General features: G+C 54.6%; 22 protein-coding genes. 10 read left to right on the top strand and 12 right to left on the bottom strand.

The features are described 5' to 3' along the window. Window positions 1-23: 23 nt before the first annotated feature. The 5 genes from cmoB to J2125_RS01265 form a co-directional block, all read right to left on the bottom strand. On the bottom strand, window positions 24-992 hold the full coding sequence (gene cmoB, locus J2125_RS01285) for a tRNA 5-methoxyuridine(34)/uridine 5-oxyacetic acid(34) synthase CmoB (RefSeq protein ID WP_017802893.1): 969 nt from the start codon (window positions 990-992) through the stop codon (window positions 24-26). Next, window positions 989-1729 (bottom strand): carboxy-S-adenosyl-L-methionine synthase CmoA, encoded by a 741-nt coding sequence (cmoA, locus tag J2125_RS01280; RefSeq protein WP_083865661.1) that lies wholly within the window; start codon window positions 1727-1729, stop codon window positions 989-991. Before cmoA ends, cmoB begins: the two co-directional genes overlap by 4 nt. 84 nt (window positions 1730-1813) lie before the next feature. Continuing rightward, on the bottom strand, window positions 1814-2209 hold the full coding sequence (locus J2125_RS01275) for an MAPEG family protein (RefSeq protein WP_017802891.1): 396 nt from the start codon (window positions 2207-2209) through the stop codon (window positions 1814-1816). 107 nt (window positions 2210-2316) lie between these two features. Beyond that, window positions 2317-3135, bottom strand: coding sequence for a DUF72 domain-containing protein (locus J2125_RS01270; protein ID WP_017802890.1), 819 nt, complete (start codon window positions 3133-3135; stop codon window positions 2317-2319). Window positions 3136-3183: 48 nt separating this feature from the next. Further along, the gene (locus J2125_RS01265; RefSeq protein ID WP_026111948.1) at window positions 3184-3750 is read right to left on the bottom strand and encodes a hydrolase; all 567 of its coding nucleotides are present in this window, start codon (window positions 3748-3750) and stop codon (window positions 3184-3186) included. Between the two features lie 311 nt (window positions 3751-4061). Between J2125_RS01265 and aspS the strand changes: the two genes are divergently transcribed. The 6 genes from aspS (at window position 4062) to ruvB (ending at window position 9324) form a co-directional block, all read left to right on the top strand. After that, on the top strand, window positions 4062-5849 hold the full coding sequence (gene aspS / locus J2125_RS01260) for an aspartate--tRNA ligase (RefSeq protein ID WP_017802888.1): 1788 nt from the start codon (window positions 4062-4064) through the stop codon (window positions 5847-5849). 1 nt (window position 5850) lies between these two features. After that, entirely contained in the window at window positions 5851-6285 is a 435-nt protein-coding gene (gene nudB / locus J2125_RS01255) for a dihydroneopterin triphosphate diphosphatase (protein WP_017802887.1), read from the top strand. Between the two features lie 26 nt (window positions 6286-6311). Beyond that, window positions 6312-7055 carry a YebC/PmpR family DNA-binding transcriptional regulator gene (locus tag J2125_RS01250; protein ID WP_017802886.1) on the top strand — a complete coding sequence of 248 codons (744 nt, stop codon included), beginning with the start codon at window positions 6312-6314 and terminating at the stop codon, window positions 7053-7055. Window positions 7056-7098: 43 nt separating this feature from the next. Then, window positions 7099-7623, top strand: coding sequence for a crossover junction endodeoxyribonuclease RuvC (gene ruvC, locus J2125_RS01245; protein WP_017802885.1), 525 nt, complete (start codon window positions 7099-7101; stop codon window positions 7621-7623). A gap of 73 nt (window positions 7624-7696) precedes the next feature. Continuing rightward, a complete protein-coding gene (ruvA, locus tag J2125_RS01240; RefSeq protein WP_017802884.1) occupies window positions 7697-8311 on the top strand; it encodes a Holliday junction branch migration protein RuvA in 615 nt (204 codons plus the stop codon). 8 nt (window positions 8312-8319) lie between these two features. After that, window positions 8320-9324 carry a Holliday junction branch migration DNA helicase RuvB gene (gene ruvB / locus J2125_RS01235; RefSeq protein ID WP_017802883.1) on the top strand — a complete coding sequence of 335 codons (1005 nt, stop codon included), beginning with the start codon at window positions 8320-8322 and terminating at the stop codon, window positions 9322-9324. A gap of 36 nt (window positions 9325-9360) precedes the next feature. Here the strand turns inward: ruvB and znuB are convergent, their stop codons facing one another. Together znuB and znuC are read right to left on the bottom strand one after the other, a co-directional pair. Next, window positions 9361-10146, bottom strand: coding sequence for a zinc ABC transporter permease subunit ZnuB (znuB, locus tag J2125_RS01230; RefSeq protein WP_017802882.1), 786 nt, complete (start codon window positions 10144-10146; stop codon window positions 9361-9363). Further along, on the bottom strand, window positions 10143-10898 hold the full coding sequence (znuC, locus tag J2125_RS01225; protein WP_026111947.1) for a zinc ABC transporter ATP-binding protein ZnuC: 756 nt from the start codon (window positions 10896-10898) through the stop codon (window positions 10143-10145). The genes znuB and znuC overlap by 4 nt, the downstream gene beginning before the upstream one ends. Before the next feature lie 78 nt (window positions 10899-10976). On the opposite strand from znuC, the gene znuA reads away from it, so the two are divergent. The 4 genes from znuA (at window position 10977) to lpxM (J2125_RS01205) (ending at window position 15493) form a co-directional block, all read left to right on the top strand. Continuing rightward, window positions 10977-11924: a zinc ABC transporter substrate-binding protein ZnuA gene (znuA, locus tag J2125_RS01220; RefSeq protein ID WP_017802880.1), complete on the top strand. Its 948-nt coding sequence runs from the start codon at window positions 10977-10979 to the stop codon at window positions 11922-11924. 14 nt (window positions 11925-11938) lie between these two features. Continuing rightward, on the top strand, window positions 11939-13267 hold the full coding sequence (gene mepM / locus J2125_RS01215; RefSeq protein WP_026111946.1) for a murein DD-endopeptidase MepM: 1329 nt from the start codon (window positions 11939-11941) through the stop codon (window positions 13265-13267). Between the two features lie 139 nt (window positions 13268-13406). After that, on the top strand, window positions 13407-14378 hold the full coding sequence (gene lpxM / locus J2125_RS01210; protein ID WP_017802878.1) for a lauroyl-Kdo(2)-lipid IV(A) myristoyltransferase: 972 nt from the start codon (window positions 13407-13409) through the stop codon (window positions 14376-14378). A 140-nt stretch (window positions 14379-14518) separates the two neighbouring features. Then, on the top strand, window positions 14519-15493 hold the full coding sequence (lpxM, locus tag J2125_RS01205) for a lauroyl-Kdo(2)-lipid IV(A) myristoyltransferase (RefSeq protein WP_017802877.1): 975 nt from the start codon (window positions 14519-14521) through the stop codon (window positions 15491-15493). Between the two features lie 100 nt (window positions 15494-15593). Here the strand turns inward: lpxM (J2125_RS01205) and J2125_RS01200 are convergent, their stop codons facing one another. The 5 genes from J2125_RS01200 to pyk form a co-directional block, all read right to left on the bottom strand. Next, a complete protein-coding gene (locus J2125_RS01200) occupies window positions 15594-16835 on the bottom strand; it encodes an MFS transporter (protein WP_017802876.1) in 1242 nt (413 codons plus the stop codon). A gap of 86 nt (window positions 16836-16921) precedes the next feature. Then, entirely contained in the window at window positions 16922-19297 is a 2376-nt protein-coding gene (locus tag J2125_RS01195) for a GNAT family N-acetyltransferase (RefSeq protein WP_017802875.1), read from the bottom strand. Continuing rightward, complete coding sequence (locus J2125_RS01190) at window positions 19287-20591, bottom strand: lysine N(6)-hydroxylase/L-ornithine N(5)-oxygenase family protein (protein WP_017802874.1); 1305 nt, start codon at window positions 20589-20591, stop codon at window positions 19287-19289. The genes J2125_RS01195 and J2125_RS01190 overlap by 11 nt, the downstream gene beginning before the upstream one ends. A 10-nt stretch (window positions 20592-20601) precedes the next feature. Next, window positions 20602-22155, bottom strand: a complete 1554-nt coding sequence (locus tag J2125_RS01185; RefSeq protein WP_017802873.1) for a pyridoxal phosphate-dependent decarboxylase family protein — start codon at window positions 22153-22155, stop codon at window positions 20602-20604. A 452-nt stretch (window positions 22156-22607) separates the two neighbouring features. Then, the gene (pyk, locus tag J2125_RS01180) at window positions 22608-24050 is read right to left on the bottom strand and encodes a pyruvate kinase (RefSeq protein WP_026111945.1); all 1443 of its coding nucleotides are present in this window, start codon (window positions 24048-24050) and stop codon (window positions 22608-22610) included. Window positions 24051-24190: the final 140 nt, after the last annotated feature.

Here is a 24190-nt window from a genome sequence, read left to right as displayed (position 1 = left end):
ATCAATGATTTGCAGCGTACGGTTTATGGCTTTCTCGCCACCAGCACTGCACGCAGCGGGGCGGGATAACCTTCCACGGTTTTGCTCGCATCGGCAGGATCGAGGAATTCCGCCAGTGATTCGCTGGTCATCCAGTCGGTGCGACGTTGTTCATCGGTGCTGGTCAGCGAGTAATCGACAATGCGTACATCTTCAAAACCACATTTCTCCAGCCAGTTTTTTAACGCGCCGGTAGAGGGGATAAAGTAAACATTACGCATCTGCGCATAGCGCTCGCCCGGCACCAGCACCGCCTGGTCATCACCCTCGATCACCAGCGTTTCCAGTACTAACTCGCCGCCGCTGACCAGCTGGTTTTTCAGCTGGAACAGATGATCAAGCGGTGAACGGCGGTGATAGAGTACGCCCATCGAAAACACCGTATCAAAGGCTTTTAATTCCGGCAGCTGCTCAATCCCCAGCGGCAGCAGATGCGCGCGCTGATCGTTGCCCAGCAGCTTACGTACCGCTTCAAACTGGCAGAGAAACAGCTGCATCGGATCGATGCCGACTACCAGCTGCGCGCCTGCGCCGAGCATGCGCCACATATGGTAGCCACTGCCACAACCGACATCCAGCACCGTACGACCTGCCAGTGGCGAGATATGCGGCAACACGCGCTGCCATTTCCAGTCGGAGCGCCATTCGGTGTCGATCTCTGTTCCGTAAAGCGAGTAAGGGCCTTTACGCCATGGCATTAAGTTGCGCAGTAAATTATTGATACCGCCGCGCTGGCGCTCACTCAGATTATCGCTGTCAGCGGTGACGCTGTGCAGCAGGTCGAGGCGCTCGGGTTCCAGCAGCGGTAAATACTCCACCGCCCGGTGCCAGTTTTTAAAACTGCCATGCAGATTATCACGCTGCCAGCTGGCAATTTGCGCAGGCAGGGTTTCCAGCCAGGGCGCCAGCGGGCCTTTGGCAATTAACTGATAAAAATTACCAAAGTCGATCATTTATCACTCGCTTTCACAGCAATCAAAGAGCCAAAGTTAAAACACTGGAACCAGAGTTCTGCGTGTTCAAAACCCGCAGTGTGCAGACGCTGCTTATGGGTTTCCACGCTATCAGTAAGCATGACATTTTCCAGCATGCTGCGCTTCTGGCTGATTTCCAGTTCGCTGTAGCCATTAGCGCGTTTAAAGTCGTGATGCATATTAAACAGCAGTTCGCCAACCTGTTGATCGGCAAAGCTGAATTTTTCCGACAGCACCAGTGCGCCGCCCGGCCTCAGCCCCTGATAAATGGTATTCAGCAGCTGCTGGCGCTCTTCCGGCGCCAGAAATTGCAGGGTGAAATTCAGCACCACCATCGAGGCGTTTTCGATATTAATTGTGCGGATATCCGCTTCAATCACCTCTACCGGCGTATCAGCGCGGAAAGCGTCGATATGGCGGCGGCAGCGCTCCACCATTGCCGGTGAATTATCCACGGCAATGATCTGGCAACCAGCGGCCTGAATATTACGGCGCACGGAAAGCGTGGCGGCGCCCAGCGAGCAGCCGAGATCGTAAACCCGGCTGTCGGGTTGCACAAAACGTTCCGCCAGCATGCCTATCATCGAGATGATATTGGAGTAACCTGGCACCGAGCGCTGAATCATATCGGGGAAAACTTCAGCTACGCGCTCATCAAAGGTCCAGTCACCAAGCTTCGAAATTGGCGCGGAGAAAAGCGTATCGCGGTCAGACATAACGGTAAATCCGGTGAATAACGGGAAGGGCACTATTTTGGCAGAAAGCAGCGCAGGCTGCACCTGCTTTGCCAGAATGAGGGGTTAATGCAGCGTCAGGATTAAATCCCAGGGCATAAACAGCAGATTAAAAATCACCATCGCAATCAATGACAGGCCGGTTAACAGCATACCGTTACGTCGCCAGTACATCACGCTGTGGTGCATCCCCCAGAAATGCATGGCGCGGCCAACAAAGAAAAACAGCGCGCTCAGATGCAGCATCCAGATATCGGCGCCATTCATTTCCATCATCACCAGCAGCAACAGGGCCACCGGAATATTTTCCATCGCGTTGCCATGAATCCGCATCGCAATCTGTAATTCGGAGAAACCGCCGTCGCCATGCGCGACGCGATAAGAACGCCGCAGGCGTATCACATCTACTGAAAACTTAATTAAAAACAGTGCCCCAAGCACGACATAAAGCGCGCTGACCATGCTGAACTCCATCGAGGAAAAATTGTTGCTGCGCCTATCATAGCCGGGAAACTGAAGAGTGTCGCCGTTCGGCCACGCAACTGTTTAGTGTTTATTCAGCGCTCCGGTCAGAACAGCTGCGCCTGCTGCGGCCAGTCCGGCGGCGCGCCGATAGCAGGCAACGCCTGTTGCAGATGTGGCCAGAGATACTGGACCAGCGTCAGCACGTCACCGATATCGGGGGTATGGATAAACAGCCACGGCTGGCCCTGCTGCGACCACGCCGGTAGTTTTCGCAGCCAGTCGGCAAAAAACGGCAGGTTGGCCGCCGGATCGTCACCGCCGATAAAACGCACCATCGGATCATTCGCCGTCATCACCGCATGGGCGGGCAGTTTCGGTTTTTTACGTTGCGCTTCAACCAGCGCTGGCGTTCCGGAGGTGGCGGCATGCACCGGGCGGCTGTCCAGCATCACCCGGTTAACGCCACGCTGATGCAGGCCGCGATTCAGCGCCTGCTCGGCTTCACCTTTAGCAAAGAACTGCGGATGGCGCACTTCAACGCCGTACTGAAACGCGCGCGGCAGTTTATCGAGAAACGCCCATAAAACCGGCAGTTCATCAGGGCCAAAAGCGGAGGGCAGCTGCAACCAGTACTGGCCAATCCGTCGCGCCAGCGGATCGAGCGTACGGAAAAATTCTTCTGTCAGATCGTCACAGTGACGCAGAGCGGCTTTGTGGCTGATGGTGGCCGGGAATTTAAAACAGAAACGAAAATGGTCATCGGTCATCGCGTGCCAGCGCTGCACGATTTCCGCTTTTGGCAGGGCGTAGAGGGTGGTATTGCCTTCAACACAGTTAAAATAGCGCGCGTAATCCGCCAGGGTTTCAATTCCCCGCTTTTTCCATTGTGGATGCTGCCATTGTGGTAAGCCGAGCCAAATCATTGTATCCCTCTTCTGTGCATGTGGCGGACATTCCCTGTCCGGCAGCCGCTATAATGCGGCAATAATCTCTGCAGACTGACGAACTTGCGCAATGCGCGGGAAAATCCAGTTCAGGCTACCCTGATGCTGTTCGCTGCTGCCAGCACTGCAGACATCTTCCGCAATCACCAGATTAAAGCCCAGCTCCCAGGCATTACGCGCGGTGGATTCGACGCCAATATTAGTCGAGATACCGGCCAGCACAATGGTATCAATCCCGCGACGGCGTAGCTGCATCTCAAGGTCGGTGCCGTAAAACGCGCCCCACTGGCGTTTCGTCACTTCAATATCACCCGGCTGTACGCCAAGCGCGGCAGGATAAACCCACCAGTTATCTGGCAGCGCTGCACCCGGATTCGCTGCATCCACCGGTTGTTTCGGCGCTTCGGCAAAGTCTTTTGACCAGCCGACGCGCACCAGAATCACCGGGGCATCGACCGCGCGGAACTTCTCCGCCAGCGTGGCGGCACGCGAGACAACCTGATCGGCACTGTGCGGGCCACCGGCAAACGGCAGAATACCTTCCTGTAAATCGATTAATACCAGCGCGGTAGTAGCAGGGTTCAACGTCATTATCGACTCCAAAGTGGCAGGGAAAAGGGAGAGAGTAGCGACAAACTGTTACCAGCGGCGAGGCGAAAGGTGTCGTAACGCAGCGAATTTTGTTACTTTTTGTGATAAACCGGCATCGGGCAGTGACGAATCACGGCAATCTGCTGCGGTTATGCCGCTCAGCACTTATCGCCCTGCCGATTTTACATTATAATGCCTGCCTTTTTCAGGGCAGCGTCTGCTCACTACCTCCGGCGATTGCCCGATGAGGTAATAACAAAAGACGACCTAAAATGCTGCGCGTGCAGCAGCGGTGAAGTTAAAAGGATATCGTTATGCGTACTGAGTATTGCGGACAGATCAATCTGTCTCACGTCGGCCAGCAAGTGACACTGTGTGGTTGGGTCAATCGTCGCCGCGATCTGGGCAGCCTGATCTTTATTGATATGCGCGACCGTGAAGGCATCGTTCAGGTGTTCTTCGATCCAGACCGTCAGGACGCATTTAATCTGGCTTCTGAACTGCGTAACGAATTCTGCATTCAGATTACGGGCACCGTACGTGCGCGTGATGATAAGAACAAAAACAGCGAGATGGCCACCGGTGAAGTGGAGGTTTTTGCCACCGAACTGACCATTATTAACCGCTCTGAGCCACTGCCGCTGGACTCAAATCATGAGAATACCGAAGAAGCGCGTCTGAAATACCGCTATCTGGATCTGCGTCGTCCGGAAATGGCCAGTCGCCTGAAAACGCGCGCCAGAATCTCCAGCTTTGTGCGTCGTTTTATGGATGACAACGGCTTTCTGGATATCGAAACGCCAATGCTGACCAAAGCCACGCCGGAGGGCGCGCGTGACTATCTGGTGCCAAGCCGCGTACATAAAGGCAAGTTTTATGCGCTGCCGCAATCACCACAGCTGTTCAAGCAGCTGCTGATGATGTCCGGCTTCGACCGTTACTATCAGATCGTCAAATGCTTCCGTGATGAAGATCTGCGCGCTGATCGTCAGCCTGAATTTACCCAGATCGATGTTGAAACCTCCTTTATGACCGCGCCTCAGGTGCGTGAAGTGATGGAGCGTCTGGTACGCGAACTGTGGCTGGAAGTGAAAGGTGTTGAGCTGGGCGATTTCCCGACGATGACCTTTGCTGAAGCGATGCGTCGTTACGGCTCGGATAAACCCGATCTGCGTAACCCGATGGAGCTGGTGGATGTCGCCGACCTGCTGAAAAACGTTGAGTTTAAAGTGTTCTCCGGCCCGGCGAATGATGCCAAAGGCCGCGTTGCCGCACTGTGCGTACCGGGCGGCGCTACGCTGAGCCGTAAGCAGATCGATGAGTATGGCAAGTTTATCGAAATTTATGGCGCGAAAGGCCTGGCGTATATCAAGGTCAATGAGCGGGCGAAAGGACTGGAAGGTATTCAGAGCCCGGTAGCAAAATTCCTCGATGCGGATATCGTTGAAGCGATTCTGGCGCGCACTGGCGCGGCTGATGGCGATATGATCTTCTTTGGCGCTGACAGCGGTAAAGTGGTTGCCGATGCGCTGGGCGCACTGCGTCTGAAGCTGGGTCGCGACCTGAATATCACCAGCGATGCCGCATGGGCGCCGTTATGGGTGGTGGACTTCCCGATGTTCGAAGAAGATGGCGAAGGTGGCCTCAGCGCCATGCACCATCCGTTCACCGCACCAAAAGAGATGACGCCGGAACAGCTTAAATCGGTGCCGGAAACCGCGATTGCCAACGCTTACGATATGGTGATCAACGGTTACGAAGTAGGCGGTGGTTCAGTGCGTATCCACCAGGGGCAGATGCAGCAAACCGTATTCAGCATCCTCGGTATTACCGAAGTGGAACAGCGTGAGAAGTTTGGCTTCCTGCTGGATGCGCTGAAATACGGTACGCCGCCACATGCGGGCCTCGCCTTTGGTCTGGATCGACTGGTGATGCTGCTGACCGGCACCGACAATATTCGTGATGTGATTGCCTTCCCGAAAACCACCGCAGCAGCCGATCTGATGACTGATGCACCAAGTTTCGCCAATCCGGCTTCGCTGGGCGAGCTGGCGATTCAGGTGGTGAAGAAGGACAAGCCACAGAGTTTAGAGAACGAATAGTATGGGCTATAAGCGGCCCGTCTCGGTGTTAGTGGTGATCTTCGCCCGTGACACCCGGCGGGTGCTGATGCTGCAGCGTCGCGACGACCCTGAGTTCTGGCAGTCGGTCACCGGCAGTGTGGAAGCCGGAGAAACGCCGCCGGAAACTGCCCGGCGTGAAGTGCAGGAAGAGGTCGCAATTGATATCAACGCTGAGCAGCTCACAGTTGTCGACTGCCAGCGTCAGATAGAATTTGAAATCTTCAGTCACTTTCGTCATCGCTATGCGCCAGGTGTGACGCATAATCAGGAACACTGGTTTACCCTGGCCTTGCCGACGGAACGCGCCGTGGCGATTAGCGAGCATCTGGCGTATCAATGGCTTGATGCCGCCGCCGCCGCGCAGCTGACTAAGTCCTGGAGTAATCGCCAGGCGATAGAAGAATTTGTAATGTAAGTTTTGTTTCGAGGAGACATGCAATAATGGCAGGCCATAGTAAATGGGCTAATACCAAACATCGCAAAGCGGCACAGGATGCCAAACGCGGTAAAATCTTCACCAAAATCATTCGTGAGCTGGTGACGGCGGCGAAACTGGGCGGTGGCGATGCGGACTCTAACCCGCGTTTGCGTGCGGCAATGGATAAAGCGCTGTCGAACAATATGACGCGTGACACCATGAACCGTGCGATTGCCCGTGGTGTTGGCGGCGAAGACGACAGCAATATGGAAACCATTATCTACGAAGGTTACGGTCCTGGCGGCACTGCCGTGATGATCGAGTGCCTGAGCGATAACCGTAACCGTACTGTGGGTGAAGTGCGTCACGCGTTCACCAAAACCGGTGGCAACCTCGGTACTGATGGTTCCGTGGCCTACCTGTTTACCAAAAAAGGGGTGATCACCTTCGCACCCGGTCTGGATGAAGATACGGTGATGGATGCCGCGCTGGAAGCCGGTGCTGACGATATCGTCACCTATGATGACGGCGCCATCGACGTCTTTACCGCATGGGAATCCCTCGGTGCGGTGAAAGCGGCGCTGGAAGCGGCGGGTCTGACGGCGGATTCTGCGGAAGTGACGATGATCCCATCGACCAAAGCAGATATGGATGAAGAGACTGCGCCAAAACTGCTGCGTCTGATTGATATGCTGGAAGATTGTGACGATGTGCAGGAAGTTTACCATAACGGTGAAATTTCCGATGAGGTGGCGGCTACGCTGTAATGGCGTTACCCTGCAGGCAACAGCACACCACCGGAGACGCGTGATGGCAATTATTTTGGGCATTGACCCTGGCTCACGCGTAACCGGCTACGGTGTGATTCGTCAGGTTGGGCGGCAGCTCACCTACCTCGGCAGCGGCTGTATTCGTACCGGCGTGCCGGATCTACCGACGCGGCTGAAACTGATTTATGCTGGCGTCAGTGAAATCATTACCCAGTTTCAGCCGGAGTTTTTTGCCATCGAACAGGTGTTTATGGCGAAGAACGCCGATTCAGCGCTGAAGCTGGGGCAGGCGCGTGGTGCGGCGATTGTCGCGGCGGTCAATCAGGATTTACCGGTATTTGAGTACGCAGCGCGTCAGGTTAAACAGACGGTGGTGGGTATCGGCAGCGCCGAAAAGAGCCAGGTTCAGCATATGGTGCGAACCCTGCTGAAACTGGCGGCCAATCCCCAGTCGGATGCCGCCGATGCGCTGGCGATAGCGATTACCCATTGCCACGTCAGTCAGAACGCTAACCGGCTCAGCGAAACCCGATTGCAGCTGACGCGCGGGCGTCTGCGTCCTTAACAGGCTGGATATTCATCCAGCCTTTTTTATGTTATAAACAGCACATTCCCTCATTATCCAAAGGAAGCTTAACGTGATAGGTCGTCTGAGAGGCATTATTCTTGAGAAACAGCCACCGCAGGTATTAATTGAAGCCAATGGCGTGGGTTACGAAGTGCATATGCCGATGACCTGTTTTTATGAGCTGCCTGAACTGAATCACGAAGCGATTATCTTCACTCAGTTTGTGGTGCGTGAAGATGCGCAGCTGCTGTTCGGTTTTAACAGCAAGCAGGAGCGCGCGCTGTTTCGCGAACTGATTAAAGTGAACGGCGTCGGACCAAAACTGGCGCTGGCGATCCTCTCCGGCATGTCGGCGCAGCAGTTTGTCACCGCAGTGGAGCGGGAAGAGATCGCCGCACTGGTGAAACTGCCGGGTGTTGGCAAGAAAACCGCTGAGCGTCTGGTGGTGGAGATGAAAGATCGCTTTAAAGGAATGCATGGCGATCTGTTTGCCACCGATTCAACCTTTGCGCTGACCAGTGAAAGTCCGGCACCAGCCGCCAATGATGCTGAAGGTGAGGCCGTTTCCGCGCTGGTGGCGCTGGGTTATAAACCGCAGGAAGCCAGCCGGATGATCAGCAAAGTGGGTCGTGCCGGTGCGGATTGCGAAACCCTGATCCGTGAAGCCCTGCGCGCAGCTATTTGAGGTAATGCATGATTGAAGCCGATCGCCTTATATCGCCGGGTATTATCTCTGAAGACGAGGTAATTGACCGTGCGATACGTCCTAAGCTGCTGGCGGAATATGTCGGTCAGCAGCCGGTGCGTGAGCAGATGGAAATCTTTATCGAAGCGGCGAAAATGCGCGGTGAAGCACTCGATCATCTGCTGATTTTTGGCCCGCCGGGGTTAGGTAAAACCACGCTGGCCAATATTGTCGCTAACGAGATGGGCGTCAATCTGCGTACCACGTCCGGTCCGGTGCTGGAGAAAGCCGGGGATCTGGCGGCAATGCTGACCAACCTCGAACCGCATGACGTGCTGTTTATCGATGAGATTCACCGTCTGTCACCGGTGGTCGAGGAAGTGCTCTATCCGGCGATGGAAGATTATCAGCTGGATATTATGATTGGCGAAGGTCCGGCCGCGCGTTCGATTAAACTCGACTTGCCGCCGTTTACCCTGATCGGCGCTACTACCCGTGCAGGCTCGTTAACCTCACCGCTGCGGGATCGCTTTGGTATCGTGCAGCGCCTGGAGTTCTATCGCGTTGAAGATCTACAGTATATCGTTGGCCGCAGCGCCGCGGTGCTGGGACTGGAACTGAGCGAAGAGGGCGCGCTGGAAATTGCGCGTCGCGCCCGTGGCACGCCGCGTATCGCTAACCGCCTGCTACGCCGGGTGCGTGACTTCTCAGAAGTGCGCGCCAACGGCGAGCTGAGTGGCAATGTAGCGTCGAAAGCGCTGGATATGCTGAATGTCGATACCCAGGGCTTTGACTATATGGACCGCAAACTGCTGCTGGCGATTATTGATAAGTTTACCGGTGGCCCGGTGGGGCTGGATAACCTGGCGGCGGCGATTGGTGAAGAGCGCGAAACCATAGAAGATGTGCTGGAGCCGTATCTGATCCAGCAGGGCTTTATTCAGCGTACTCCGCGTGGACGTATCGCCACTCAGCACGCCTATAAACACTTCGGCATTACCCGCGAATTCTGATATTTCCTTCCCCCACCATGTGGGGGAAGGCGATATTTAAACCGCGGGCTTTTTCACCATACTGATCACAAACATCAGTGCAGCGCTCAGCACCACTGATGGTCCCGCAGGCGTATCGTAAAACGCCGAGAAGGTCAGCCCGCCGGTTACCGCCAGCACGCCAATCGCTACCGCCACTGCCGCCATCTGTTCCGGTGAACGGGCAAAGCGCCGCGCGGTGGCCGCCGGAATAATCAGCAGTGAGGTAATAATCAGCGCACCGACAAACTTCATCGATACGCCAATCGTCAGGGCGGTTACCAGCATCAGCAGCAGTTTGGTGCGCTGAATATTGACGCCATCCACCTGCGCCATCTCCGGGCTGATAGTAATCGACAGCAGCGCCCGCCACTGCCAGCCAAGAATCGCCAGCACCAGCGTGACGCCGAGCGCAATGGCGATTAGATCAACCGGCGTTACCGACAGTAGATCGCCAAACAGATAGGCCATTAAGTCGACGCGCACGTTCGACATCAGACTGACCACCACCAGACCGAGCGACAGGGCGCTGTGCGCCATAATCCCCAGCAGGGTGTCGATCGCCAGATGCGGACGACGCTCCAGCCATACCAGACCAAATGACAGCAGCAGCGTGACCGCAATCACCGCGTAAAACGGGTTGATATTAAGCAGCAGGCCAAAGGCGACGCCAAGCAACGAAGCATGCGCCAGCGTATCGCCAAAATAGGACATACGACGCCAGACTACAAACGAGCCAAGCGGACCGGCGGCAAGGGCCAGCATCACGCCGCCCAGCCAGCCAGGCAGTAACAATTCAATCATGACGGACCCTGTCCCCGGCGCAAAATAATACGTCCCTGCAAATCGTGACGATGATTATGATGATGGCGATAAATCGCCAGTTGCTCGGCACCACGCGGGCCAAACATCGAAATAAACTCCGGATGGGTAGATACCACTTCCGGGGTGCCGGAGCAGCAGATATGCTGGTTAAGACACAGCACTTCATCGGTTTTCGCCATCACCAGATGCAGGTCATGGGAAACCATCAGCACACCGCAGTTCAGCTCACGACGCAGCTGATCGATCAAATCATACAGCGCGACCTGGCCATTGACGTCGACACCCTGCGTCGGTTCATCCAGCACCAGCAGCTGCGGATTATTCAGCAGCGCACGCGCCAGCAGCACCCGTTGCGTTTCACCGCCAGAGAGTTTTTGCAGCGGATATTCCAGCAGATGCCCGGCCTGCACGCGTTTCAGCGCAGGCAGAATATCGGCGCGCTTCACGCCGGGACGCAGGCGCATAAAGCGATCGACCGTCAGCGGCAGGGTGGAGTCGAGATGCAGTTTTTGCGGCACATAGCCAATACGCAAACCGGCAGGGCGATCGAGTTTACCGGCGCTGGGGGCAATTAAGCCGAGCACCACGCGCACCAGCGTCGATTTTCCGGCGCCATTGGGGCCAAGCAGCGTAAGAATGCGTCCGGGTTCCAGTTTTAATGAAACATCAGACAGCACGCGGCGTTGACCAAAGGACACCGAGATGTTTTCCAGAGTGATAAGTGAGGGCATCATCAATTACAGGTTGCAGAAGATATCGAATGTTATAATATCACACTCCATCAGCTAATCACGATGGATTGACGCATTATGTTACATAATAAAAAACGTTTATTTTCAGCCCTTGCGGCGCTGGGATTCACCGCTTCGCTTGCTGCGCCTGCCTCGGCGGCGGTGGTGGCCTCAATTAAACCCCTCGGTTTTATCGCCGCAGCGATTGCCGACGGTGTCACCCCGGTTGAGGTTATGCTTCCTGATGGTGCGTCAGAGCATGACTACGCCTTGCGCCCATCTGACGTTAAACGCTTGCAGAGCGCGGATCTGGTGGTGTGGATTGGCCCTGAAATGGAAGCTTTTTTAACCAAGCCAGCGGCCGGATTAGCGCCGCAGAAAAACCTCGAACTGGCTGAATTACCGCGAGTAAAACCCCTGCTGATTCGCGGTGGCGAAGAGGATGAGCACCATGATGAGGGTCATTCTGAGCCTGGAGAAGAGGGGCATGACCACCACCACCACGGTGAGTACAATATGCACTTATGGTTATCCCCAGAGATAGCAAGGCAATCGGCGGTTGCAATCCATGAAAAATTATTGGAACTTATGCCGCAAAGCAAAGACAAACTAGACGCTAACCTCCAGCAATTCGAAGTTAGCCTGGCGAAGTCTGACCAGCAGATTAGTGCCGAGCTTGCGCCGGTAAAAGGGAAGGGATATTTCGTTTTTCATGATGCTTACACATACTTTGAAAAACACTACGGGTTGTCGCCTGCCGGGCATTTTACCGTAAATCCTGAGATCCAACCGGGCGCCCAGCGCTTACATCAAATTCGAACACAGTTGGTTGAGCAGAAAGCCGTATGCGTTTTCGCTGAACCACAATTCAGGCCGGCCGTCATCGATGCCGTTGCCCGCGGAACCTCTGTGCGAAAAGGCACCTTAGATCCGCTGGGAATGGGTATCAGCTTAACAAAAGACAGCTATGTGAAATTCCTCTCACAGTTGTCGAGCCAGTATGTGAGCTGCCTGAAAGGAGCATAGAGGAATAGTAAAAAGTGCAGCAGATAGCCCGCTCTGTCGCCATGGCGTTCAACAACTTACCGCGTCCCCATCGAGTTATGCTGGGGTCGCTGACTGTCGTAACCCTGGCCGTCGCTGTATGGCGGCCATACGTTTATCACCCTGTTGATAGCGAAAACCCGATCGTTAAACATATCGAGCTGGATAAAAACGAGCTGCGTACCTTGCTGCCGGAAGCCAGTGAACCTATCGATCAGCCAACCCCTGCACCGGAAGAAGATATCCCGAAAGATGAAATCGATGAGGATGTGCCAAATGAAGCCGGCACTCACGATTACACGGTATCGACCGGTGACACCTTAAGCAGCATCCTTAATCAGTACGGCATTGAGATGGCTGATATCAATCAGCTGGCGAAAGCCGATAAGGATCTGACTAATCTGAAAATCGGTCAGCAAATTTCCTGGACTTTAACCGATGACGGCCAGTTACAGCGTCTGACCTGGGAAATGTCGCGCCGTGAAACCCGCACCTACGATCGCTCCGGCAACGGTTTTAAAGCTTCCAGCGAAATGCAGAAGGGTGAATGGCAGAACAACGTATTGCGCGGTGAGCTGAGTGGCAGCTTTGCCGCCAGCGCGCAGCGCGCCGGACTGACCAGCGGTGAAACCAGCGCGGTGATTAAAGCGCTGCAATGGCAGATGGACTTCCGCAAACTGCGTAAAGGCGATCAGTTCTCGGTACTGATGTCACGCGAAATGATGGATGGCAAAAGTGAGCAGAGCCAGCTGTTAGGCGTCCGTCTGCGCACCGGCGGCAAAGATTACTATGCGATTCGCGCCGAAGACGGCAAGTTTTACGATCGCAGCGGTTCCGGTCTGGCGCGCGGTTTTATGCGTTTCCCGACGGTGAAACAGTATCGTGTATCCTCCAACTTTAATCCGCGCCGCCTGAATCCGGTTACCGGACGTATTGCGCCGCATAAAGGCGTCGACTTCGCCATTCCGGTCGGTACGCCAGTGCTGGCCGTGGGTGACGGTGAAGTGGTGGTCGCCAAACGCAGCGGCGGCGCGGGTAACTATGTGGCGATTCGTCATGGTCGTCAGTATATGACCCGCTATATGCACCTGAAAAAACTGCTGGTCAAACCTGGCGAGAAGGTGAAGCGTGGCGATCGTATCGCGTTGTCCGGCAATACCGGCCGCTCAACCGGTCCGCATCTGCATTATGAAATCTGGATTAACAATCAGGCAGTGAATCCGTTAAACGCCAAACTGCCGCGTTCTGAAGGGCTGACAGGTAGCGATCGCAAAGATTATCTGGCGCAGGTCAGAGAGGTTACTCCGCAGCTCAGCTTCAACTGATATTCGCGTGATTACCAATAAAAACCGGCCTGTTACAGGGGCGGTTTTTTCGTCTTAACTGAGATAAAATAAGTGGTGGAGTCATTGTCAGCGCTTCAGTCAAAGGAAGGTTGACCGAACACTGTAGGGTAAGGTGCTAATGGAAAATAGCATGCATAAGAAAATGGAATTCAGACCTGTATTTCAATACCGCTTTCTGCAGCCGAAATACTGGGGAACATGGTTAGCGCTGGGCGCCTGTTGCGGTATCGCACTGATGCCTGTCACGCTTCGTGACCCATTACTCGGTGCACTGGGCCGCACCGTCGGTAAATTTGCCCGTCGGGCGCGGCGGCGCGCGCGCATCAACCTCTATTACTGTATGCCAGAGCTAACAGAAACGCAGCGTGAAGACATTATCGACCAGATGTTTGCCGTTGCGCCGCAGTCAATGGCGGTCGTGGCCGAGCTGGCGCTACGTCAGCCGGAAAAATTGCGTAAGCGTGTGGTCTGGCATGGCCGCGAAATTATCGATGAGTTGCGCGCCAGCAAGCAGAACGTGATTTTTCTGGTGCCTCACGGCTGGGCAATTGATATCGCGGCTATGCTGATAACCGCTGAAGGAGTGCAAGGCGTCGGTCTGATCCAGCATCAGCGTAATCAGCTGGTGGATTATATCTGGAACAAAGTGCGTTGCTGCTATGGCGCCCGCGTGTTTTCGCGTAATAACGGGATTAAGCCGTTTATCGATTCCGTTCGTAACGGCAGCTGGGGCTACTATCTGCCTGATGAAGATCACGGGGCTGAGCAGAGTGAGTTTGTCGGGTTTTTTGGCACTTATAAAGCGACGTTACCGGCAGCTGCCCGTCTGATGAAAGTGTGTCGCGCCAGAGTCGTGCCGCTGTTTCCGACCTATGACAGTAAGCGTCATCAGGTGCATATGCATATTCGTCCACCGATGGACGATCTGCAGAACGCTGATGCTGTTACCCAGGCACGCCGGATGAATGAGGAGATTGAGAACCTTGTCAGGCCGCACCCTGAACAATATACCTGGATTCTGAAAGTGTTAAAAACGCGTAAGCCGGGGGAGGCAGAGCCTTACCTGCGCGAGGATTTGTATCCTGAGTAGCGGCTATTTCGCTGACCACAAGCCTCTGTTGTTGCCCGGAAAACCGACGAAAAGCCCGTCGGTTTTTTAACAGCCTTGCTTAATGATTGAAAATTAATTAATTAGCACTATCATTACCCCGTTATGGTTGAGGGTAGTGCATGGAAAACAGTAAAAAAAGTAATAGTGAATTTATTCCCGTCTTTCAAAAGGCTTTCCTTAAACCGAAATTCTGGGGCGCCTGGCTGGCAATTGGCGCCTGTGCAGGTATCGCGCTGCTACCGGCGAGCGTGCGAGATCCCATGCTGGGCGCACTTGGGCGCACTGCCGGTAAGTTTGCCCGTAGCGCGCGGCGCAGGGCGCAGATCAATCTCTTCTACTGTATGCCTGAGCTGTCTGAAGCACAGCGTGAAGCAATTATCGATGAGATGTTTGCTGTCGCGCCGCAGTCAATGGCGATGGTGGCTGAGCTGGCGTTACGTAAGCCGGAAAAGATGCGTGATCGCATTGTCTGGCACGGCCGCGAAATTATGGATGAGCTGCGCGACACTGAGCAGAATGTGATTTTCCTCGTGCCGCACGGCTGGGCTATTGATATTCCGGCGATGCTGATGGCGTCTGAAGGGCTGAAAATTGCCGGTATGTTCCATCATCAGCGTAATGAGCTGGTGGATTATGTGTGGAACGCAGTGCGCCGTCGCTACGGTGGTCGCCTGCATGCGCGTGATGACGGGATTAAACCGTTTATCAGTTCGGTGCGGCAGGGTTACTGGGGCTACTATCTGCCTGATGAAGATCACGGTCCTGAGCAGAGCGAATTTGTCGATTTCTTTGGCACCTATAAAGCCACCTTACCGGCAATTGGTCGTCTGATGAAGGTATGTCGCGCCAAAGTGGTGCCGCTGTTCCCGACTTATGACAATAAGACCCATCAGCTGCATATGCATATTCGTCCGCCGATGGACGATCTGCTCGATGCTGATGATGTCACGCTGGCGCGGCGGATGAACGAAGAGGTGGAAATTTTTGTGCGGCCTAATCCGGAGCAATACGCCTGGATTCTGAAGCTGCTGAAAACGCGCAAAGAGGGAGAGCCAGAACCTTATCAGCGCGACGAGCTGTATCCGAAGAAATAATATGAACTGGCAGCGACAACGCCATTTGAACGGGAGCCGATAACGGCTCCCGTACGGCGTTCCTGATACTCTGTAGTAGGGACGGCGTTATCGCCGCCCGCTATGGTTGAATCGCTTTAATCGCCGTACGACGTTTCCGCTCGCGCAAAAAGCCCCGCACCAGCACCAGCCAGAGAATGCCACAAACCGTATTGACCAGGCTAAACAGCAGATTGCCGCCCGCAAAATACGCATATTTGGCCGCCTCAATGCCAACCGCAAATACCGCAATACTGAACATCCCGACCATTGCCGCCACGCTGCCTTTGCCTGCCTCGCTGGCGAACATCGTCAGACGGTACAGTCCGGCATTGACCAGCCCGGCGCCAAAGGCGTAGAAGCTCAGTCCGGCAATCAGCCACCAGTAGTTATGGTTATCCACCAGCGTACTGATCAGCGCCACCAGCAGACCGAGCATAATTGGCCAGGCGCCGAGACGCAGTGGCTGTTCAATCGGCAGACGTCCCGCCAGTTTACCGAGTGTCAGATTGCCGACCACCATCGCGAGGAAAATCGGCAGCTGCAACAGGGCATAGGTCATCCGCGTTAAACCGGCGTCATGGATCAGTATCACCGGCGACAACGCAACCCACGCCAGCATCGGGGTGATCACCAGACCAATCGCCAGTGAACCGCTCATCACCTGACGATCTTTTACCAGCGCCAGATAGCCACTGCCCATTGATTTAAGCGAGATGGAATGGTTTCGATCACCCGCGGTTTCCGGCATGGTGCGCCACAGGCCAATAAAGGCGAGGGCGCTGACCACGGCAAACAGATAGAACATATTGCGCCAGCCGCTAAAGCCAAGGAAGGCGGCGCCCGCCACCGGACCGAGGATCGGCGCCAGCAACGCAACGTTGGCCATCAGGGCAGCAATGCGTACGCTCAGTGTCTCATCAAAGGCCTCCTGCACTGCAGCATAGCCAACGGCGCCGATAAAGCAGAGGCTGATGCCCTGCAAAAAGCGCAGCGCGATAAACTGCTCAATACTGCTCACCCAGTGCATCACCACGCAACAGAGGGCAAAGAAGGCGACGCCGACCAGCATCACCGGGCGGCGGCCATATTTATCCGACAGCGGTCCCAGCAGCCACTGCAATACAATGCCGCCGATCAGATAGCCGGTCAGCGAAGCAGACACCCACTCCGGTCCGACGCGAAATTCTTCGGTAACCAGCAACATACCCGGCTGGATCATATCGTGGGCGATATAGGTCGCGAACTCGAACAGCACCAGTGAGAGGGGAAAAATCAGGTGACGTAAAGTAAGATTCGACACCGGGGTATACGACGACGCCATCCAGGCTCCTTGTTTCCAGTAACGTAAAACGCGATCGCCAGTGCGATCGCGTTCAGAGTAAAACAGAATAACGACGGTTTGATGAACTATCGTCTGTCAGCAAATGCCGCAATAGGGTTAATTAAGGTACCGGCAAACTTCAGGTTCTCCGCCGGATCCGACAGGTTAATCATCTGCTGGTTATTGGCCAGTTGCAGACGATTGAGACATGAACGCTGGAATTCCGGCATAAACAGGTCATAACGGGCAAACTTGCTGTTCAGCTGCGGATGCGCCTGCTGATACTCCTTAACGCAATCCGCCACGCAGCGCCAGAACACCTCTTGCGGCAGGGTATTATCCTGGGCCAGAATAGCGCTGATAAAGCGGAAAATACAGTCGAACACATCGGTGAACACCGAGAGTAGTTTCAGGTGTTCCGGCACATCTACCGCCAGGCGCTGTGCTTTCTCTGGCAGTACCGCATCCGGGTTCAGCACCGCGATCTCCTCACCAATATCTTTCATATAGGCGCTGACCGGCAGGTTATTCTCCAGCAGTAAAATCAGGTTCTCACCGTGCGGCATAAACACCAGATCGTGCTGATAGAAGCAGTGTAGCAGCGGACTTAAATAGCAGCGCAGATAAGCGGTTACCCAACTTTCGGCACTGACACCGGAATCGGCAATCAGCGCAGGCAGCAGCGGCTGGTGCTGATGATCGACATGCAGTAGTGACGCCATGGTCATCAGGCGCTGATTCGGTTGCAGACTGACGACCGGGTTATCACGCCATAACGCCGCAAACATCTTCTTATAGGCGGAGTCTCCGCTGATCGCCTGCTCATAATAGCGGTTGTGATAGCCGATAGCCGCCACTTCGCGCAGGATGCGGAAATCACACTTCTGCAGCCAGCTGTCATTCTTCACCAGACCTTCCAGCCACTGATTTACTGCTGGTGTGGTGGCCATATAGTAAGGCGACAGGCCGCGCATAAAGCCCATATTCAGTACCGACAAGGCGGTTTTGACATAGCGCTTATCTGGCTGGCTGCGGTTAAAGAAGGTACGGATGGACTGCTGCGCCTGATACTGGTCGTCGCCGGTGCCAAGATAAACAATATCGCGTGCGGCAATATCCGGCGCAAATACCGTTAACAGCTTATTCTGCCACTGCCATGGATGCACCGGCATAAACAGATAGTCAGCGCGCGCCACCCCCAGCTTATCCAGATGCGCATTAAATTCAGCCACTGTCGCGTCACCCAGTTCGTCACGCATCACCTGCTCATAACTCAGCTGATCAATACTGGAGAAGTGCGCGTTGCGCTGATGCACCGCCACCCACACCAGATTGATTGGTGTCGCGGCTTCCGGCGCATAAGCCAGATAATCGCGCGCATCAAAACCGATACGACCATTGTTGGCGACAAAGCAGGGATGGCCTTCCGTCATCGCCGCTTCCACCGTCTGGAAATCGGCGCGGGTCAGCGCGGCGCTGTCCGGCACATTGTTCTGCAGTTTAAATACGCTGCTGCACAGGGTGCTGGTGATCTCTTCCATATAGGTCGCCAGCATAGTGGCCGGAATACCGATCTGCTGGTTAAACTCGACGATAAAGCTTAGCGCATCCAGCTTTTGCGGTTCGCCATTCTGATGCTTACGCAGCGACTCAGCATCGACCGCCCAGTGATCCAGCGCCAGACGCACGGCGCTGAAGCGGTATTCCGCTTCACTGCCGGGCACCGCCAGGCTGTAACTGTCCCATTTATCACCGGTGGCCAGTTTTTTTGGTTCAATCAGCATTTCATGAGCGAATTCAGAAATCGCTTTACGGATCAGCATGCGGTTGGCCTGTGCCCAGTGGTCGCTGGCAAGATGGCTACCGTTCAGAAGCGTTGAGGTATTGGTCATATTCAGGGTTTCCTGCAATAAAGCTTTTTGATAATCGTCTCGCTGGCAGAAAGCCAGCCAGGCGGTCTTGTGTCCCATATCGATAGTGCGCTGATAACGAAAGCCTGCGCGCTTATTCAGCGGATGAATCTTGTGATTGCGCACGTCCGGCTCCACCACCACCCGCGCCACCTGCGGCAGGCTGAACATGTAATCCATTACCGTACTGAACACCTGCCAGCTAAACTGGCGAATCGGTTTTTCCGCCGGGGCGATCAGGATATGCATACCGTAATCGTCGTCGCGAGCCGGATAGAATTCGCCTATCTGATCCTGCTGCGCCTGATAGAACTCCATCAGGAATACCGGCTGCTGGTTGCAACAACCGATAAGCGCCGCATTAGGGTTATCACGCGTCAGATTGCGGTAGAAACTGGCGACCGTATCGAACGAATCGTCCTGCATGCCCCAGAAGCGGGCATAATCCTGGGTCACCCAGCGATAAACCAGCCCGGCATCCTCGGGCTGCATCGGGCGCAAGGTGAACTCACCGGCGCTGCGCGCGCAGCTGTAGAGGGCATCAGCGCTCATTTTTCACCTCCGACTGCGCCGGGAAGGTCTGGAAAGCAATCTGTCGTTCCACCGGATAGACTTCGCGCCCGACCAGCTCGCGGATCAGCACTGAGTTGCGATAACAGGCCATCCCCAGGTCCGGGGTGACAAAGCCATGGGTATGCAGCTCCGCGTTCTGCACAAAGATCTGGTTATGCTGATCGATGCTGTAGTTGCGCTGTACGTCATATCGGCCTTTATCATCCCAGCGCAGGCGGTCAGCAATGCCTTCGACAAACATCGGTGGCTGATACTGATAACCGGTCGCCATAACCACTCCTTCACTGCGGCGGGTATAGTGCTGGCCCTGCTCCTGCTGATGCAGCGACAGTTCAAATTCACCCTCTGGCAGCCAGCGCATATCGGTCAGTTCGGAATGGGTAAACAGATTAACGTTCAGATCGCCATCCAGCTGTTTAACATACAGCAGGTCGTAGATGTCATTTATCAGACTGCCGTTAATCCCTTTATACAGATTCTTATGTCTGGTATTCAGCTCATCACGCTTGCTGGCGGGCAGCGCGTGAAAGTAGTCAATCCACTCCGGCGAGGTCATCTCCAGCGTCAGCTTGGTGTACTCCAGCGGATAGAAGCGTGGGGCGCGCGTCACCCAGTTAAGCTGATAGTTATGATGGTCAATATCGCCCAGCAGATCGTAGAAAATCTCGGCCGCACTCTGGCCGCTGCCGAGTACGGTAATCGAGTTTTTCTGCTGCAATGCCGGCTTATCCGCCAGATAGTGGCTGGAGTGGGTCAGGCGCTGACGATGCTGACGGCTGCACGGCGGCATCCACGCGGATGGCCCGGTGCCAAGCACCAGTTTGCGCGCCAGCCAGCTCTGCGTCTCACCGGTCACCGTGGAACTGCTGCGTACCCGGTAGCACTGCAGGGCGTCGTCATAGCTGACATACTCCACGCGGGTATTCCAGTGCAGATTACTCAGCTGCGCACTGGCCCACTGGCAATACTGGTTGTACTCCTTGCGCATCAGAAAGAAGTCTTCGCGGATATAAAAACGATACAGTTTGCCGGTCTGCTTCATATAATTGAGCAGACTGAAGCGGCTGGTGGGATCGGCAAGCGTCACCAGATCAGCCATAAACGGCGTTTGCAGATGGGCGCTCTCCAGCATCATGCCGGTATGCCAGTCAAAGCCTGGATTCTGGTCGAGAAAGACGCCGTTAAGCTCGTCAATCGGATCGGTCAGACAAGCCAGACTAAGGTTAAACGGGCCGACGCCGATGGCGATAAAATCATAAACAGGACTATTCATCGTTATGCTCTCACTGGTTAGCGGCGTTGACATTCTGACTTCGCGCCAGTTCACGGCCGTAATGGACGATCAGGGCGATAATGTCTTCCAGATCGGCGCTGGTCGCCGCCGGGTTTAGCAGGGTGAATTTCAGATACTGACGGCCATCCACTTTGGTGCCGGCAATCACCGCATTGCCTGAGCGGAACAGCGATTTGCGGATCTGCGCATTGACTTCATCGACAGCAGCGTCACTCATGCCGGGGCGCGGGATATAGCGGAAAATCTGGGTGGTCAGTTCTGGCTGATGCAATACTTCAATCGCCGGATGGGCCGCCAGCAGCTGATGAGCGTGTCGCGTCAGCGCCAGCAGGCTGTCAAAGGCATTGCCCAGCGCTTCCGGACCCATAATGCGCAGCGTCATCCACATCTTCAGCGCGTCAAAACGGCGGGTGGTCTGAATACTTTTGCTCACCAGATTTGGCGTGCCTTCCTGCTGCGCGCTCAGCGGATTAAGGTAATCCGCATGCACCGTGACATGGCTGAGATGCTGGCGGTCACGCACAAAGAACGCGCCGCAACTGACGGTCTGGAAGAATGATTTGTGATAGTCGACGGTAACGGAATCCGCCTGTTCAATGCCTTGCAGGCGCTGACGATGCTGCGGCGAAACCAGCAGGCCGCAACCATAGGCGGCATCGACATGCATCCACAGCCCATAGTGCTGGCAAATGGCGGCCACTGAGGCCAGCGGATCAATACTGCCAAAGTCGGTGGTGCCGCTGGTGGCGACCACCGCAATCGGAATCAACCCCTCCTGCTGACAGCGCTGGATCTCCTGCTCCAGCTGCGCAGCATCCATACGGTAATGCTCATCGTGATCGATAGCGATCACCGCGTCATACCCGAGTCCAAGGATCGCTGTCGATTTCTGAATACTGAAGTGGCTGAGTTTCGAGGTGAAAATACGCCATTTACTGGCTTCCGGCGGCAATCCTTTCTGCTTAATCAGGTGACCCGGACGATGGCTGGCGCACCAGCTGTCACGCGCCAGCAACATCGCCATCAGATTGGACTGGGTGCCGCCGCTGGTAAAAATGCCGTCGGCGCTGACGGGCAGGCCGATACGGCTCAGCGTCCAGTCAATCACCTTCTGCTCAATCAGGGTGCCGCCGGCGCTCTGATCCCAGGTATCGACCGAACTGTTAACCGCGCTCATAATCTGCTCGGCGAGCAGAGATGGCAGCACCACCGGACAGTTAAGATGGGCGATATATTTCGGGTGGTGGAAGTAAACCGCATCACGCAAATAGAGCTGTGACAGTTCATCCAGCGCCGCCTGATTATCCAGCAGCGGCACGTTAAGATCGACGGCATTAAAGGCCGGAGCCAGTTCATGCGGGAGAATACCGCTAAAAGGTTTTTCGACCTGCTGGATGGTGTTGCTGATTAACTCCAGCGCCGTCAGTGTTTGTTGTGAATAAGCGTCGAGCTGGGCAGCGTTAAACAGCAATTCAGCTGCTGCTTCCCCGGGCTGTGGTTGAATCTGTGTGGCAGCGCGTGCCGTTTGCGAACCAAAGACCATACTCTGTACCTTTTTTTGGACGTAAGAAACCCCGCCGCCATAAGCAAATGACAGCCGTGACCCTGCAAAATATGTGGAGATATGTTAAGCGTGGTTAACGTTTATCTGTCGATGCCTGTCATTCAGTAAATATCGTGATAACTGAGATAGTTAGCTGAAACAGGCAATAAACCCTCATTTAATGGTGTTAAATCACAACTTGTAACATGCATGTTGCGATTATTGATGTTAATGAGATTATAAATAGTAATCATTAGCATTCAATAAGTTTATTCTTACAGGATAAATATAAGTATAATTGATGTTAGAAGTGTGATCTGGATCACATTAAGTCGCAGGGATAGGCAGAGTGATTATCTGGTTAATCAGGTTTTTTGTCAGGCAGCGGGGAAGGGCAGACGAAATTCCTGGCCACGCCGTCAGGCGCAGCCCGGAATTGAAACAGACGGGAATTATTCGACGCGCAGTACGCGACTGGTATTGGTGGTGCCGACGGTGCTCATCACATCGCCCTGGGTAACGATAACCAAATCACCTGACACCAGGAAGCCTTTGTCGCGCAACAGATTAATTGCATCGTTAGCGGCGACAACCCCTTCGTTGTTGCTGTCGAAGTAAACCGGGGTAACGCCACGATAGAGCGCGGTCAGATTCAGCGTACGCTGATGACGCGACATGGCGAAAATCGGCAGGCCGGAAGTGATACGTGAAGTCATCAGCGCGGTACGACCGGATTCGGTCATGGTGATAATTGCGCTAACGCCCTGCAGATGGTTGGCGGCATACATCGCCGACATGGCAATCGCTTCTTCGATATTGTCGAACTGCACCTCAAGACGGTGTTTGGAAACGTTGATGCTGGGGATCTTTTCTGCGCCCAGACACACTTTCGCCATCGCTGACACAGTTTCCGCCGGATACTGACCGGCTGCAGTTTCTGCCGACAGCATTACCGCATCGGTGCCGTCGAGCACCGCGTTCGCCACGTCCATCACTTCCGCACGCGTTGGCATCGGATTCGTGATCATCGATTCCATCATCTGAGTCGCGGTGATCACCGAGCGGTTTAGCTGGCGCGCGCGACGAATCAGGGCTTTCTGGATACCGACCAGTTCCGGATCGCCGATTTCGACACCGAGGTCACCACGTGCCACCATCACCACATCGGAGGCGAGGATAATATCATCCATCGCTTCCTGCGAGGCAACCGCTTCCGCACGCTCCACTTTGGAGACAATCATCGCATCGCAACCGGCTTCACGCGCCAGGCGACGGGCATAATGCAGATCTTCACCACAACGTGGGAAAGAGACCGCCAGATAATCAACGCCGATTTTCGCCGCGGTCAGGATATCGGCTTTATCTTTTTCGGTAAGCGCTTCAGCGGAAAGACCGCCGCCGAGCTTGTTAATACCTTTATTATTGGAAAGCGGTCCGCCAACAGTGACTTCGGTAAACACTTTCATGCCCTGGACTTCCAGCACTTTCAGCTGAACACGGCCATCATCCAGCAACAGTACGTCGCCCGGCACCACGTCTTCCGGCAGACCTTTATAGTCGATGCCGACTTTCTCTTTATCGCCTTCACCTTTACTCAGATTGGCATCAAGCAGAAAGCGATCGCCCTGGTTGAGGAACACTTTGCCCTCTTTAAAGGTCGATACACGGATTTTTGGACCCTGCAGATCGCCAAGGATCGCCACATGACGACCCAGTTTAGCGGCAATATCACGAACTTTATCGGCGCGCAGCTGATGATCTTCCGGCGTACCGTGTGAGAAGTTAAGACGAACAACGTTAGCGCCAGCAGCGATGATTTTTTCAAGGTTATTATCGCGATCGGTTGCCGGACCCAAAGTAGTTACAATCTTGGTTCTTCTGAGACGTCTTGACATGTAGGACTCCGTTGACTTTAACGTGGTGTTGCCATTGCAATCACAGTGAATTCTTTATGCCCCTGGGAGCACTGGCTACAGCGGTTTCTGCCCTGATGCTGCTGTGCTGCATGCCTGACTGCAATAGCTATATTTTATAT

Origin of the sequence: Winslowiella toletana (assembly GCF_017875465.1) — a bacterium.
Taxonomy (GTDB): Bacteria; Pseudomonadota; Gammaproteobacteria; order Enterobacterales; family Enterobacteriaceae; genus Erwinia; species Erwinia toletana.
This window is presented reverse-complemented; position numbering and strand designations above follow the sequence as displayed.

Coding starts and splice junctions, on each gene's coding strand:
- J2125_RS01190 (WP_017802874.1), bottom strand. CDS start 20,591: ATGAATAGTCCTGTTTATGATTTTATCGCCATCGGCGTCGGCCCGTTT.
- pyk (WP_026111945.1), bottom strand. CDS start 24,050: ATGTCAAGACGTCTCAGAAGAACCAAGATTGTAACTACTTTGGGTCCG.
- cmoA (WP_083865661.1), bottom strand. CDS start 1,729: ATGTCTGACCGCGATACGCTTTTCTCCGCGCCAATTTCGAAGCTTGGT.
- znuB (WP_017802882.1), bottom strand. CDS start 10,146: ATGATTGAATTGTTACTGCCTGGCTGGCTGGGCGGCGTGATGCTGGCC.
- lpxM (WP_017802877.1), top strand. CDS start 14,519: ATGGAAAACAGTAAAAAAAGTAATAGTGAATTTATTCCCGTCTTTCAA.
- J2125_RS01200 (WP_017802876.1), bottom strand. CDS start 16,835: ATGGCGTCGTCGTATACCCCGGTGTCGAATCTTACTTTACGTCACCTG.
- J2125_RS01275 (WP_017802891.1), bottom strand. CDS start 2,209: ATGGTCAGCGCGCTTTATGTCGTGCTTGGGGCACTGTTTTTAATTAAG.
- nudB (WP_017802887.1), top strand. CDS start 5,851: ATGGGCTATAAGCGGCCCGTCTCGGTGTTAGTGGTGATCTTCGCCCGT.
- lpxM (WP_017802878.1), top strand. CDS start 13,407: ATGGAAAATAGCATGCATAAGAAAATGGAATTCAGACCTGTATTTCAA.
- ruvB (WP_017802883.1), top strand. CDS start 8,320: ATGATTGAAGCCGATCGCCTTATATCGCCGGGTATTATCTCTGAAGAC.
- J2125_RS01270 (WP_017802890.1), bottom strand. CDS start 3,135: ATGATTTGGCTCGGCTTACCACAATGGCAGCATCCACAATGGAAAAAG.
- ruvC (WP_017802885.1), top strand. CDS start 7,099: ATGGCAATTATTTTGGGCATTGACCCTGGCTCACGCGTAACCGGCTAC.
- aspS (WP_017802888.1), top strand. CDS start 4,062: ATGCGTACTGAGTATTGCGGACAGATCAATCTGTCTCACGTCGGCCAG.
- J2125_RS01250 (WP_017802886.1), top strand. CDS start 6,312: ATGGCAGGCCATAGTAAATGGGCTAATACCAAACATCGCAAAGCGGCA.
- J2125_RS01195 (WP_017802875.1), bottom strand. CDS start 19,297: ATGAGCGCTGATGCCCTCTACAGCTGCGCGCGCAGCGCCGGTGAGTTC.
- znuC (WP_026111947.1), bottom strand. CDS start 10,898: ATGCCCTCACTTATCACTCTGGAAAACATCTCGGTGTCCTTTGGTCAA.
- znuA (WP_017802880.1), top strand. CDS start 10,977: ATGTTACATAATAAAAAACGTTTATTTTCAGCCCTTGCGGCGCTGGGA.
- J2125_RS01185 (WP_017802873.1), bottom strand. CDS start 22,155: ATGGTCTTTGGTTCGCAAACGGCACGCGCTGCCACACAGATTCAACCA.
- cmoB (WP_017802893.1), bottom strand. CDS start 992: ATGATCGACTTTGGTAATTTTTATCAGTTAATTGCCAAAGGCCCGCTG.